This is a genomic window from Paraburkholderia monticola (assembly GCF_001580545.1).
Taxonomy (GTDB): Bacteria; Pseudomonadota; Gammaproteobacteria; order Burkholderiales; family Burkholderiaceae; genus Paraburkholderia; species Paraburkholderia monticola.
In genome coordinates this window covers 42,588-56,447 of the sequence record NZ_LRBG01000001.1, presented here as the reverse complement: position 1 = coordinate 56,447, position 13,860 = coordinate 42,588, and the positions used below count along the sequence as shown (strand labels likewise).

General features: G+C 60.8%; 12 protein-coding genes. 2 read left to right on the top strand and 10 right to left on the bottom strand.

The features are described from left to right. Window positions 1-160: 160 nt before the first annotated feature. The 8 genes from CI15_RS00270 to ilvD form a co-directional block, all read right to left on the bottom strand. Window positions 161-1,351, bottom strand: coding sequence for a porin (locus tag CI15_RS00270; RefSeq protein ID WP_062123000.1), 1,191 nt, complete (start codon window positions 1,349-1,351; stop codon window positions 161-163). Window positions 1,352-1,435: 84 nt separating this feature from the next. Continuing rightward, window positions 1,436-2,806, bottom strand: coding sequence for an MFS transporter (locus tag CI15_RS00265; RefSeq protein WP_062122997.1), 1,371 nt, complete (start codon window positions 2,804-2,806; stop codon window positions 1,436-1,438). Between the two features lie 102 nt (window positions 2,807-2,908). Further along, entirely contained in the window at window positions 2,909-4,222 is a 1,314-nt protein-coding gene (locus CI15_RS00260; RefSeq protein WP_062122994.1) for an FAD-dependent oxidoreductase, read from the bottom strand. 60 nt (window positions 4,223-4,282) lie between these two features. Continuing rightward, window positions 4,283-4,735, bottom strand: a complete 453-nt coding sequence (locus tag CI15_RS00255; protein ID WP_062122992.1) for an aconitase X swivel domain-containing protein — start codon at window positions 4,733-4,735, stop codon at window positions 4,283-4,285. Continuing rightward, window positions 4,732-6,018 carry an aconitase X gene (locus CI15_RS00250; RefSeq protein ID WP_062122989.1) on the bottom strand — a complete coding sequence of 429 codons (1,287 nt, stop codon included), beginning with the start codon at window positions 6,016-6,018 and terminating at the stop codon, window positions 4,732-4,734. The genes CI15_RS00255 and CI15_RS00250 overlap by 4 nt, the downstream gene beginning before the upstream one ends. Then, a complete protein-coding gene (locus tag CI15_RS00245; protein WP_062122987.1) occupies window positions 6,019-6,936 on the bottom strand; it encodes a TauD/TfdA dioxygenase family protein in 918 nt (305 codons plus the stop codon). After that, window positions 6,926-8,290 carry an MFS transporter gene (locus CI15_RS00240; protein ID WP_062122984.1) on the bottom strand — a complete coding sequence of 455 codons (1,365 nt, stop codon included), beginning with the start codon at window positions 8,288-8,290 and terminating at the stop codon, window positions 6,926-6,928. The genes CI15_RS00245 and CI15_RS00240 overlap by 11 nt, the downstream gene beginning before the upstream one ends. Before the next feature lies 1 nt (window position 8,291). After that, complete coding sequence (ilvD, locus tag CI15_RS00235; protein WP_062122975.1) at window positions 8,292-10,007, bottom strand: dihydroxy-acid dehydratase; 1,716 nt, start codon at window positions 10,005-10,007, stop codon at window positions 8,292-8,294. Here ilvD and CI15_RS00230 point away from each other — a divergent pair. Continuing rightward, window positions 9,967-11,058 (top strand): LysR family transcriptional regulator, encoded by a 1,092-nt coding sequence (locus tag CI15_RS00230; RefSeq protein WP_241495773.1) that lies wholly within the window; start codon window positions 9,967-9,969, stop codon window positions 11,056-11,058. The genes ilvD and CI15_RS00230 overlap by 41 nt on opposite strands. Window positions 11,059-11,181: 123 nt before the next feature. On the opposite strand, the gene CI15_RS35080 is transcribed toward CI15_RS00230, so the two are convergent. After that, window positions 11,182-11,547, bottom strand: a complete 366-nt coding sequence (locus CI15_RS35080) for a hypothetical protein (protein ID WP_075643643.1) — start codon at window positions 11,545-11,547, stop codon at window positions 11,182-11,184. A gap of 353 nt (window positions 11,548-11,900) precedes the next feature. On the opposite strand from CI15_RS35080, the gene CI15_RS00225 reads away from it, so the two are divergent. Continuing rightward, window positions 11,901-13,436, top strand: coding sequence for a tetratricopeptide repeat-containing sulfotransferase family protein (locus tag CI15_RS00225; RefSeq protein ID WP_062122969.1), 1,536 nt, complete (start codon window positions 11,901-11,903; stop codon window positions 13,434-13,436). Here CI15_RS00225 and CI15_RS00220 read toward each other — a convergent pair. Continuing rightward, window positions 13,412-13,657 carry a hypothetical protein gene (locus tag CI15_RS00220; RefSeq protein WP_062122967.1) on the bottom strand — a complete coding sequence of 82 codons (246 nt, stop codon included), beginning with the start codon at window positions 13,655-13,657 and terminating at the stop codon, window positions 13,412-13,414. The two genes, CI15_RS00225 and CI15_RS00220, sit on opposite strands and share 25 nt — an antisense overlap. Window positions 13,658-13,860 lie beyond the last annotated feature (203 nt).

Sequence of the window (13,860 nt, the reverse complement as noted above, 5' to 3'; positions counted from 1 at the left end):
TCGGTATGAGGCGGACATCATTCGCCTTCACTCAACGCGCTGTGTAGATTGTCGTCCGCTCTGGCGCGCCGTAAGAGCCTCTGCCACCAGAAATGGATGTTTCTGCATCGGTTACGTCCGCAATTTGTCATTGCGGACGCAAACCTCGCGACGCGTCGTATCAGAACCGATGACGGAGTCCCGCCAAAATCGCGATCTGGTTTTTCTGGTTCGTACCAGCCGGACCGAAGAAGTTGATGGCGGTTGCCTCCGCGTCACCGGCCTGGCGTTGGAAAACGACGGACGCGTGCAGATCGGTGCGTTTGGACAGAAGATAGGAGGCCCCAGCATTGACCTGATGCCAGCGCGGATGACTGCCACTCGCGTACGACGTCGCACCGGTGCCTGTGAAGCCCGATGCATCGGTGAAGATGTAGCCAATACCCGCCGAAATCGCCGGTGTGAACATGTACCTTGTATTGACTTCGTAATTGTCCACGCGCGTGGATTGATCACCCCTGTAGTTCAGATGTGTATCGGTAAAAACGGCGTTCACCGACAGCTGGCCGAAGTCATAACCGGCGCCGACAGCCGCGATGCGTTGACGCTCCACAAAACCCGCGTTGTAGAAGATGGCCGTCGAGAAAGTGTACTCACCGCCGTTCGCGCCGTTCGGGTTGCTGCCGCCAGGTTGACCCGCGGAAGGCTGATCCAGTTGCAGGTAAGTTGCTGCCGCGTGCAAGCCGCCGCGCTTGTACGTGGCACCAAAGCCGAACGCGCGGTTATTGGCGAAACCTTGACCGTCCGGGCCGCCCGCCTGATTACTGAAAGCGTAGATCGCGCCGAGTTTCAAGCCTTGCAGCGGGCTGACTTCATATTTGACGGTGTTGTTCAGACGTACCGTCTGGAACGTGTTGTCCACGTCGCCAACGTGCGCGCCGTAGATACTGCCGAACTGAAGCCACGAGAGCATCGGGGCGATGTAGTCGAATGTGAAGTCGTATTGGCGACCCATCGTGAAGCGCCCATACGTATTCGAATCCAGCCCGACGAACGCCTGACGACCGAACAGACGGCCCCCTTGCGACGAAGTGCCGTTCACGGCACTGAAGCCCATTTCGAGCGTGAAAACTGCGGCGAGCCCACCGCCGAGGTCTTCACGACCAGTGAAGCCAACGCGGTCACCGCTACCCCAGCCGGTTTGCATCGACCAGCGCGATGCACCTTGCGTCGTGATCGAGGAGGCGACTGAGTTTGTATAGGCAATACCGTTGTCGATAATGCCGTACAACGTCACCGAGCTTTGCGCTTGAGCCATCATCGGCGTCGCGCATGCGGCCAGGACCGCAGCGGCACAGATTGCAACCTTCATTGTGTTTCCTCTAGATGGAATAGTTGTTTTACTTAATTGGTATTGAATTAGTAAAACTTAGTAATAAGAGGTACCCATAGCGCGTTAATGAGCAGCTTCCGCTACGACTTCTTCGGAAATGTCATCTGAGCCACGGTATGCGCGTCCGAGAATAAAAATCAGCGCGGTCACCGCCGCAACCGGGATCGCCGCGAACTGGAACAATTGCGCGACAGGCATATGACTGGCGAGCAACGCGCCACCAATCATCGGGCCGGAAATCGAACCGATCTTCGCGATGCCGATGGCTGTACCCGTCCCCTTCGCGCGAAAGCTGGTGGGGTAGACCATCGATCCCACCGCATTCAAGCCCGATTGCGTGCCGGACACGCAGAAGCCCACACCGAACACAATCACGGTGAGCACACCTGCACTGAAGCCCATGCCGAGTGCCGCAACGAGCGGGAAGCCGATAAGCGGAAGGATCGTAACGAGCTTGACACCCTTCGTATCGATGAAACGCATCAGCACCAGGCTACCCACCGTGCCACCGACAGAGAACAGCGTGGAAATCATCGCGGCATGGTGCGCGTCGATACCGGTTGCTTCGATCAGGACGGGGAGCCAGTTCTGCAAGAAAAACAGCGCCATCGAATTCGCGATGTAGGCGAGCCACAGGGTCGTGGTGATCTGGCGCAGGTTGCCCTGGAACAGCATACTTACCTTGAACCTGGTCACGCTGCGTTCATCGCTGACGATGAACTTTGCATCGGCGGGAACCGACAGACCAGGCGCGAGGCGCTTGAGCGTTTTCCTGATACCCGCTTGCGGCCAGTTGTTAAGCACCCGATAGCGAAGCGATTCGTGCATGACGAAGGACAGAATGCACGCCGCGATGATCGGTGCGAGACCGCCAACCACGAAGACGGCGGTCCAACCGAATTTAGGCACGAGCCAGACAGCAACACCGCCGCCAAAACCCGCACCCAGCGTATAGCCGGTGAACATCGTCGTCACCCAGGTGGCGCGCAGTCGTTTCGGGGCAAACTCCGACACGAGCACGAACGCATTGGGTACCGCACCGCCGATGCCGACGCCCGCGACAAATCGCAGCCACAGAAGATGGTGAACCGTGGTTGCCCATACGGTCGAAAGCGTGACAAGACCGTAAAACACCGCACCGAACAGAATGGCACGCTTGCGGCCGATCTTGTCGCCGATCCAGCCGAACAGGATCGAACCCACCATGATGCCGAAGATGTTCGCGCCGAATACCGGACCCAGTGCGCTTCGTTGAATGCCCCATGACTTGATGAGCGAAGGTGCGGCGTAGGCGAGTGCGCCGAGTTCGTAACCATCCGTGAGCATGATGAGCCATGCCGTGAAGATCACGACCACTGCGAACCAACCGACCTTTTGCTCCTCGATGAGACGCGACACGTCGATCGTGCGCCCAGCATTTGATGCTTGAGTCATTGTCTCCTCCGTTTGAACGCCGCGTCAGGTACCGGCCATCTCCAGTACGCTGCGCGGAGTTTCTTTATGCCGGCGACTCTGAGTCGTCGGCTCTTTGCTGCTCTAGTCGTTCAAATGTGGAGGATTGATGCGATCCACGTTGTCGAACAGGCGTTCGCGCAGCGCCTTGCGATCCACCGCCGAAATGGCCTTGCCGTCCGCGAGGTCGAAGGCGTGCGCTACGGCCGCGCCCATCGCGATACACGGACCCATAACACGAACGCTCGACAACGCCGTCGCATCCGCGTCGATACAGCGACCAGCGGCGAGCAGGTTTTCCGCACCCTTGACAACCAGGCTGCCGAACGGGACCGTGTGCAGGTGGTCATCGCCGAACGGCTCCCACACGTAACCATCGGCGCGGTCGTGCAGTTCGATAGGCCAGGAGGTACGCGTCACGGCATCGTCGAATTTGACGGCCCGGATAACGTCATCGGAAGTCAGTTGTTGCTCGCCGACGATCCAGCGCGTTTGACGGATACCCGGCAGTGCGTACGCGCGGATACGGGAATTCTTGTAGATTTCCGGGTATTCGCCTTTGAGGAATTCATAGGCAACATCCGCCTGATCGCGGCCCGACAGGGCGATACGTGACGCTTCAATCGGGTCGAGCGGCGTTTCGATGTGCGTCATGTTGGCCATGGCGACGCCAGTGCCGCGCAGATAGAACATGAGACCGTCTTTTCGCTTAAGGCCATAGACGTGGGCACGCGCTTCGACACGTTCACGGAATTCCGGGTAGGTCGGCAGGTTCGTTTCGTCCAGGCCTTCGACCACGAACATCTGCGTACCCTGGACGTGCGTGACCGGCTCCTGGCAATCGAAACCAGCGAGGTAGGTGAGGGCAGCGTCACCGCTCGCGTCAACGAAGCCATTCGCTGCAACGCGAACGTCACCGTAGCGCGTTGCGACTTCGAGTTCCTGTACGCGCGAGCCTTCGCGTTTCACTTCACGCAGTACCGCGCCGAGCACGAGCGTCACGCCTGAAGCGAGAATCTGTTTGTCGATCCAGCGGGCGAGTGCGACTTCGTCATACAGAACAACGGTCGTGAGCGGGCCTTCCTTGTAGGTCAGCGCGCCTTGCGCGCCGAGGTCCTTCAGGATGCCATCGGCAATACCGTGCGTGACCTGGAAGCGCTTCGGCCCATTGGAAAAAAGACCGCAGAACGTACCGATAACCGAATTGACAGCCTGACCGCCGAGCGCCGGAAGGCTATCGACGAGCACGACTTTGCGGCCGAGTTTGGCTGCTTCGAGCGCGGCGGAAATGCCGGAGATTCCTGCGCCTACGATACAAATGTCCGCTTGCAGTTTCCAGCTTTTCGACTTTTCGTTACTTTGAACAATTTTGGTTTCTCGTGCCACCATCTTCTCCATAAAATCCGGCATGCGCGGGAGAGGCCCCCGCTGCATTCAAACCCGCTTTTAGTCTTGCTTCTAATCCCGCCTGCGCCGAGTCACTTCAACGATGCCCCGATCCGCATCCACCTTGACCCAATCGCCCGTTTCGATCACGTCGAGCGGATCGATGTCGAAATCGGTCATGGACGGCGAATGCGTCACCACGGCACCCAATGCGATCTTGGTCGTCATCTGGTTGAACAACATCGCAGCCGGGGCAGTACCCATGAGGCGCGCGATATGGAATTGACTCGACCAACCCGACGATCCCTTCGCACCCGGAAACACGAGCACCTTGCCCGCGAAGCTTTGGCCGCGAAGTTCGTGACGTGTTTCGATGATGTTGCCCGTACGCGGATCGATACCACCCCAACCCGAAATCTGTTCACGCGTGACGAGTGCTTCACCTTCAACCACGCCACCCACCACTTTGCGGCCGTGCAGAACGATCTTGAGTTCGTCTGCCGCTTCAACTGTTCGCTCGCTCATGCCGTGAGCCCTCCTTGCCATTTCCCGGTGACTGCGGCTTCCACACATTCAGCCGTCGTGCCGAACCATGCTTCGACGCCCATAATTGCGGGCAGGTAGTGCGCCTGCTTGGCGGAATCCAGTGCAACCACACGCGCGCCCTTGGGCATGACTCGACCGATTGCCGAACAGGTGTCCGTCATTAGCACGGCACCCGCGTTTTTCAGACGTTCCGTGTAGCCAGCCTGGTCAGCGAGTTGACGCGTCGCACGAGCCGTGAAGATCCACAGCGCGCTATTTGCGCCCACCTTGCGGCCTTCGAGTAATTCGCAAACTTCCCAAATCTGTTCGATGGAGTAGTGCGGGCAACCGAGCATCACGAAATCGACTTTCGATTCGCGCGCAGTCGTGTTCACGCGCTCGTACGCAAGACGACGTTCCGCTGCACCGTAACGAATCACTTCGACCGGCTTGCGGCCACGCAACGCTTCTTCGCGCGTGCGAGCTTCAGGCGTCTGACCCACGATGTGATACATCTCGACGCCGCCAGAGGATGCGGCGGCGGCACCGAAATGCTTCAATTTTGCGAGGTTCGCGGCGCCTCTCAGGCCATCGATGACAGGGATCTGGTCCTGCACGGCTTCACCGACGTAGTAGCCGAGCAGCCCCCAGTCCTGCACCGTCTTGATCTCGATATCGAGCTCGATCAGGTGCGTGCCGGCGCGGTTTTCTTCGAGGTGCAGACCCCAGTAAGGAATCTTGCCCGTGAGCATCGCAGCGCCCGTGCTTTCACGTCCTTCAGCATTCGTGCGCGCGCCGAGGACCGCATTGATATAAATGACGGCCGACGATTCCATCCAGGCGCAGTGTTCGCCAAGCACCGGCACGTTGCCGGTGAGGTAGGGCGCACACGTGTTCATGGGCTGAATACCGAGTTTGGCCTTGTACTCCTCACCCATCCTGTAGACCTTGACGACTTGCTCATCAATGCCTTGAAGATGTGCGTTTTCAGGGTCGAGGCCCTGTTGCAGGTGCGTGCTGAATACCTTGACCTTCGGAATGTCGAGCTTGTTCGGGGTATCGAGGCTGAATTCCGAAAAGACGGAATCCATGCCGCTTTCCTTCAGTGCGTAGTCGCGCAGAAACGGCATCGTCGCGCCGACCGTCCCACAGACGTTATTCGTGTCTACGAGACGTTCAGCGCCGAGCGCGTCGCCGTAGCGCACCAGCAGATCCATGGCTGCCTGAGCGGCCGCACCGTCGCGGCCGTCCAGCATGGCGCGTTCATCATCATTCAGGCGCATTTAATTCGCTCCGTGTTCAGCCGTAGCGGCCGTGGCGGCTGTAGCGGCCGTGCGGTCGATATCCTGGGTCGTCGCGCGGCGCAGTTCGCGGTGCTGCGACAAATCGTAGTGACGGCCACGATGCAGCGTGCAGCGGTTATCCCAGATCACCAGGTCACCGGCTTGCCACGAATGCGTGTAGACGAACTGGCGCTGCGTGGCGTGCTCCAGCAGGTCAACCAGCATCATGCGTCCCTCGGCGACGGTGCGACCCGGCACATGCGTTGCGTGTGCGCCGATGTACAGATGCTTGCGATGCGACCCCGCGTGCTGGCGAACGAGGGGCCATTGCACCGGCGGAAGCGCGGCGCGCTGGGCTTCGTCGTAGTCCGTATCGCCGAGGAAGAAACGCGAGTGCAGCGCATAGTGCTCGACTTCCAGACCGTCGAGTTCGGCTTTGCGGTCGTCTTCGAGTGCGTCATACGCCGCGCGCATATCGGCGAATTCCGTCTCACCACCCTTCGCGGCCGGGACGACACAGTGCAGCATCGAGTAACGCGCGGACGGCTTCTGGAACGAGCTATCGCTGTGCCAGAGCTGGTTCGCAAGATTGCCCACGATACGGCGGTGATTGCGGTCGGCGATTTCGCCTTCTTCGTTCAGGTTCGAAATATCCGCGAGCTCCTGATATTTCAATCGGGCATGGGGCGAAGCCACGCGCTTGAAGCCGACATCGAGCGGACCGAGCCCGCGCGCGAAGTCAAGCTGTTGATCTTGCGTCAGCGGTTGACCGCGGAACACCAGAACGGCGTATCGATTCATCGCGTCGTCGATCTGGGATGCGAGCGCTTCGTTGACAGGCTCGCTCAGGTCAATGCCGGTTGCGAGACCAGCAAAATCAGGACGCGCTGAATCGAGGGGAGTCACGTTAAACGGCATGGTTCATTCCTTTCTCAGAGATTGCATCAGGCGTGGCGCGTTCACGGCTGCGCTGCAACAGACCTAAAACAAATGCGAGGACAGCGACGATTGCAACCGGCACTGCAACCCAATAGAAAACCTGTGCGATGGGAACATGCGCGGAAATCAGCATGCCGCCAATGAGCGGACCCGCGATTGCACCAATTTTCTGGATACTGACCGCCGTCCCCGTTCCCTTTGCGCGAAGCGCGGTCGGGTAAATCAGCGACGCAACCGCATTCAAACCAGATTGCGTTCCGACCACGGTGAAACCAGACAGGAATGCGAAACACCACAGCAGCGGTACCGGCAGGCCCGTTCCGATCAACGCGACAACTGGAACGCCAACGATCGGCAACACGGTAATGACGATCGCGCCGCGCGTGTCAACGAAACGCATCAGCGCGAGGCCGCCGACCGTTCCGCCAATCTGGAACATCGTGGTAACGAGGGCAGCGTCGTGCGGGGACAGGCCAACACGTTCGATCAGCACCGGCAACCAGCTACTCATGAAGAACAGGGCGAACGAATTGGCGATATACACGAGCCACAGAACCGGGGTAATCGCACGCAGCGAACCGGCGAACAATTCTGAAAAGGCCCCTGATTTGGCCGGTTCTTCTGCGATCACGAATTTCGTGTCAGGCGTGAGCGAAACGCCCGGCGCGCTACGCGCAAGGATTTTCGCAACGTCTGCGTGGCGACCCTTGAGGGTCAGGAACCGGATTGACTCGGGGACAACGAACGCCATCATGATCGAAGCGAGAATCGGTGCAATACCGCCGATCATGAACACGACTTGCCAGCCATGCGTCGGAATGAATTGCGCTGCGATGATGCCGCCCAGGCTGCTACCGATCATATAACCGCAGTACATCAGCGTGACCCACGTTGCACGCTGACGCTTCGGTGCAAAATCGGTCATATACGCGATCGCATTCGGCACCACACCGCCAATACCGAGGCCGCCAAGGAATCGCAGCCACAACAGCTGGCTCAGATCCGTTGCTTGCGATGCCGCGAGTGTGAACACCGCGAGCACGAGGCTACCGAGGATGATCACGCGTTTGCGACCGAGCACGTCACCGAGATAACCGAGCGCAAATGCGCCGATCATCGTTCCGAACACGAACGCGCTGAACACAGGCCCAAGCACGCCGTGATCCAGATGCCAGGCGCGACCGAGTGCAGGGGCTGCGAAAGCCATTGCGGCAAGGTCATAGCCTTCGGTCATCATCACCACAGCCATCGCGATGATCAGCAGAACGCCGAAACTGCGCGTCTGCTCCCGCTCGATCACCGCACCAATATCGACTACGGATGAGCGGTTCATGTCAGCGGCCGCTTTGCGTACGCGATGCGTTGAGCACGACGCCTTGCGGAGTTTCGCTGACCGTAGCGCGGTAAATCTTCAGCCAGCCCGTGTCGTTGACCGGCGCGGGTTTTTTCCACACGGCGCGGCGCTGTTCGAGCACGGCCTCATCAACGAGCAGGTCGCACACGCGGCGATCCAGGTCGATGTCGATCAGGTCGCCATCTTCCACGAGTGCCAGCGGTCCGCCACTTGCGGCCTCCGGTGAGACTTCCGCGACCACGAGACCTTTGCACACGAGGCCCGAGAGGTGGCCATCGGTGAGCATGGCGACTTCTTCGCCGAGGCCTGCACCGTCGATGGCGAACACGACACGCGACGCACCGCCGCCCATTGCCGGACCACCGCAAGCACCCGCGCCCCGCATGACGACCACCTTGCCGGGCTTCACGCGACCGTCCTTGATTGCCGCGATAGCTTCATCGGAAGTCCAGAAGCAGATCGCTTCGCCCTTGAATACGCGAGCCTTGGTCGGCGATATACCGAACTTGACGATACCGGTTTGCGGCGCCAGGTTGCCGCGCACCAGGATAATCGCGGCGCTATTGGCAAACGGGTTATCGACGGGACGGATAACGTCGGCGTCGGCAATCGTTACGTCAGCGAGATTTTCCGCAACGGTCTTGCCCGTCACCGTCATTGCGCTCGTGTCCAGCAAGGACTCGAGACGCTTCATTACGCCGCGCGCGCCGCCGGCTGCTTCCAGTTGCTCGATGGTGTGCGAGCCAACCGGACGAACGCCGGTGATGACCGGTGTCTGATCGGCGCAATCTTCGAACAGCTTGTAAATATCGACGTCGATCTGGCCTTCCGTCGCAACGGCCTGCAGGTGCTTGACGGAATTGATCGAGCCGCCGACTGCGAGAACCGCCTTCACGGCGTTGGCGAAGGCGCCCGGCGTGAGAATGTCGCGCGGACGCTGGTCATCGAGGACCATCTGAACGATGCGCGCACCGGCTTCACGCACATGGCTGAACATTTTTTCGCTGTTGGCTGCGACCGGTGTGCTACCCGGCAGGGCCATGCCCAGCGCCTCGCAGACGATGTGCATCGAATTGGCCGTGCCGAGACCCGAGCAAACACCCGGGCCGCGAATGGCGTTCTGGCTCATGCCGATCAGGTCCTCGACAGGCAGCTTGCCGGTGAGCGTATGCATCGCGCCGACAAACACATCTTCGATGTCGACGTGCTCGCCCTTGTATTCACCACTCGGCTGGTAGCCGCAGGCCACAACGATGGTCGGCACATTCAGGCGTGCCGCGGCCATCAGCTGACCCGGGATCGTCTTGTCGCACGAGACGAGGCACACCATACCGTCCAGCTGCGCGCCTTCAACAGCAACTTCGATGTCGTTCGTGATGAGATCGCGCGCCGCCAGCATGTACGCGCCGCGCGCACCTGCGCCGGTGATGAAATCGCTCGGCGCCGCAGTTCGGATTTCGAACGGCAGCGCGCCCGCTGCGCGGATCGCGTCCTTCAGTTGGGCGGCAATGCCGTCGAGGTGGCTGAAGCAGGTTGCGAGCTCGGATGAGGAATTGACGATCGCGATCTTCGGTTTGGTCAGGTCTTCTTCGCTGATGCCGAGATTGCGCCACTGGGCGGCACGCACTGCGCCGAGGTAGGAACCGCGCGGGAAATTGCTGCGCAACGGGCGTTGCGGCTTTTGTCCTTCAGACATGGCGTCTCACTCCTTTGGTATGGAAACGATGTTAGGAATCGGGATAAAATCCGTCAATTATGTGATATCGATAGGGATCATCCAAATTATGGATATTCGTCAGGTCGATCTGAACCTGTTAAAGGTTTTCGACGCGCTGCTGAGGAAGCGGCACGTGACCCAGGCGGGTGCGAGCATCGGGCTGAGCCAGCCGGCGATGAGCTACGCGCTGTCGAAGTTGCGTGAAATGTTCGGGGATCCGCTATTCGTGCGCACCGGGCGCGGGATGGAACCGACGCCGCGCGCGCAGGCGCTCGGCGATCCAGTGGCGCGGCTGCTCGATCTCGTGCAGGTCGAGATTCTGCCGGCCCCCGAGTTCCGGCCGGCGGAGTCGTCGCGTAACTTCGTCCTGTGCATGTCGGATATCGGCGAGATGGTGTTTCTGCCGCGCCTGCAGAGCTTTCTGGCGAAAACAGCGCCGCACATCAGCATCAAGACAGTAGCGCTCAGCATGCCGGATCTGGAAGAGGGGCTGGCGAGCGGTGATGTCGATCTCGCGATCGGCTACTTTCCGGGGTTGAACAGCGAATCGCTCAAGCGCAAGTCGCTGTACCGGCACGAGTACGTGTGCATCGCGCGCGACGACCATCCGCAGATTGGCGGCACGTTATCTCTCGACCAGTATAAGGAGGCCGCGCACGTGGTGGTCCACGCCGACGGCCGCGAGCAGGATGTGCTCGAACGCGCGCACGAACGGCTCAAGATCCGCGTCAACGTGCGTTTCAGCGTGCCGCGTTTTATCGGCGTGCCATTCATCGTCGCCGGATCGGACATGATCGCGGCGGTCCCTCAGGCGGTCGGGCGACGCTTCGCGGAATTCGTGAACGTCAAGCTGCTGCCGTTGCCGTTTCCCGCTCCGACGTATGACTTCTATCTGCACTGGCATCCGCGTTTTCACCACGAGCCGGCCAACCGCTGGATCCGCGACGCGATGAGCGACCTCATTAAGGGACCGATGCGGCTTGAGCCGCTGGCGAACACGAAGCGGATGCGTATGAACACTGCGTCGTAGCGTTCGGTTAGATGCTGTCTTCATGACCAACCCGCACTCTCAGGGTGCGACACGCGCTCACGCCCGTCCTGCGGCTCCTGCACCTTTCCGGTCGCTCGCCTCCATCATCGGTGCGTAGACACATCAATGCCCGTGCCCATGTCCCCCCATCCCGCCACCACTGTTCCACGCGCTCCCGCCGCCGTGCATGCCACCGTCTCCACCGCCGTGCCATCCGCCGTGCCCACCGTCCCCGCCGTGCCAGCCGCCGCCATGCCATCCACCGCGGCCATGCCAGTAGCCATGTCCGTAATAGCAGCACGCCCCGCCAAAGCCGCCGTAGATGCCGACCGAGCCGTACACCGGCCCGTAGTAAGGCGGTCCATACGCGTACGGATAGTAGGGCTGCTCATACGGGTAGCCGTATCCCGCGGGCGGCGCGACGACGCATCCTGTAAAGCTCGCTGCCGCGGCCGCCAGCAGCGCCATCGAAGCAATGAGCCTGTTCACGATTGCCTCCTTCACATAAACATCAGAAAGACCGCTCGCCATGGAGTTCAGGGGCATTTGTGTCCGGGCGTTACCGCAGCTGCGCGGTGACGTGAGCTCCGGGCATTAACCAGGCGAACCATTGCCGGGACGGCCAATCCTTCCATCAATCTTCCCGCGTATTACCGAACGGCGTTGCGGTAACACTTCGTTAACGATCCGAAACGCTACTGAAGGGCACGGCTGCTAAGTTCCGTCGGACGATTCGCTTTTGAGCGGCAAGCGCTGTGCCTGCCTGCACGCTGATTCGCGTTTCCGCCGTTCGCCGTCGCGACAGTTTTTCTCCAGCCCTCACCAGCGATCCACCGCCGTCAATGAATCCCGATCCGCATCCGGACACCGCCCCGCAATGGCGCGCCGAAGGCGACGCCTGTGTCGCGCGCGGCGATATCGAAGCCGCGCTGCGCTGTTTCGAATCCGCGTGCGCGCTCGAGCCGGCCGCTGCAATCCATCACGAGCGCCTCGCCGCGACGCTTGCCGTGCTGAGCCGTTATGCCGAAGCGGAGGTCCGTTATCGCGAGGCGATCTCGTGCGATCCGCACAACGCCGATTTGCATCACGGACTCGGCTGGACCCTCGAGCAATTGCATCGGCTCGAAGCTGCCGTCGACGCCTATCGCGAAGCCGTGCGATTGAATCCGCGCGCCGATGGCTCGAGCAACAACATGGGCAACTGTCTGCAGGCGCTCGGCCGTTTCGACGAAGCGCATGAAGCGTACCGGCGCGCGATCGACGGCGCGCCGCGCGTGCCGCTCTACTACCGCAACTTCGTGCAGACCAAGCGCCTCGCCGCCGACGATCCGGTCTTCGTGCAACTGGAGCAACTTGCCGGCGACGCCGCCTCGCTCGAGCGCGCCGATCAGGCCGAGTTGCACTTCGCCTATGCCGCGGCGCTGTCCGGCGTGAGTCGCGACGATGCTTCGTTCGATCATCTGCTCAAAGGCAACGCGCTGTATCGCGAGGGCTTGCGCTACAACGAGGCGGAATCGTCAGGACTGTTCGCGCGTCTGGCGCAGCTGTTCGACGCGGATGCACTCGCGGCGGTGCGCGGTCTCGGCGATCCGTCGGCGGCGCCGATTTTCATCGTAGGTATGCCGCGGTCCGGCTCGACCCTCATCGAGCAGATTCTCGCGAGTCATCCTCGCGTGTCGGGCATGGGCGAGCGCACCGAATTCGGCGAGGCGCTGGTCCATTGCCTTCGCCGTGATCCGGGTGATCCGTTGCGGATCGACATCGAGACGCTGCAGGAAGCGGGCGCGTCGCAGTGGAATGCGCTCGGCGCGGACTATCTGCGGCGGATGGAGCGCGTGTTGGAAGAATCCGAAGGACCGGTCGCGCGTTTTACCGACAAGTATCCGTTCAACTTCATCAATGTCGGCCTGATTCATCTCGCGCTGCCGAACGCGCGCATCATCCATAGCCGTCGTTCGCCGCTGCAGACTTGTCTGTCGATTTTCTCGCGCATTTTTCACGACGTGCCGTTCGGCTACGACCTCGGCGAGCTGGGCCGCTATTACCGCGCCTACGATGCGTTGATGGCGCACTGGCGGCGCGTACTGCCCGCGGGCGTGATGATCGAGATCGAGTACGAGGAGCTGGTCGAGGATTTCGAAGCGAACGTGCGTCGCATGCTCGCGCATTGCGGACTCGAATGGGACCCACGCTGTCTCGCGTTTCATGAGACGACACGGCGTATCAGCACCGCGAGCTCGGCACAGGTGCGCCGGCCGCTGTACCGAACCTCGATGCGGCGTTGGCAGCCGCGTCGGGAATTGCTCGAACCGCTATGGGAGGGTCTCGGACCAGAACTGGCGGCGGCCGACGCTCAACGCGCGAGCCCCGACACGTGATGCAGCCACGGATACACGCCGGCGATGAACGCCGCGTAGAGGGCGGCCATCGTCACGCCGGCGGCCGTGCCCCAGACATCGCGGGAGGCCGCACCCTGGCGGAAGTGCACAGGCAATCCGACCACGACGTAGCCGATCACGAAGAACAGGATGACCGCGCGCACCGGCGACAGATCGTGGCCGATAAATTCGAGCAGCGCGGACAGGTTGAATTGGGACATGGACAGACAGGCGATCAGCAGGGCGAGGGATCGCACGGCGCCGGAACGCATCGAAGCGCTTGAACGAACAACGACTGAAGCGCTTCACGTATCGACGTTTCACAACGCGACGATTTATGCCGATTAAAGGCCACGCCGACGCGATGCGCAAGAAAAAACCTGTATGAATTTTTTACGGCTCTAACATTGCTTGCAGCTTGCCT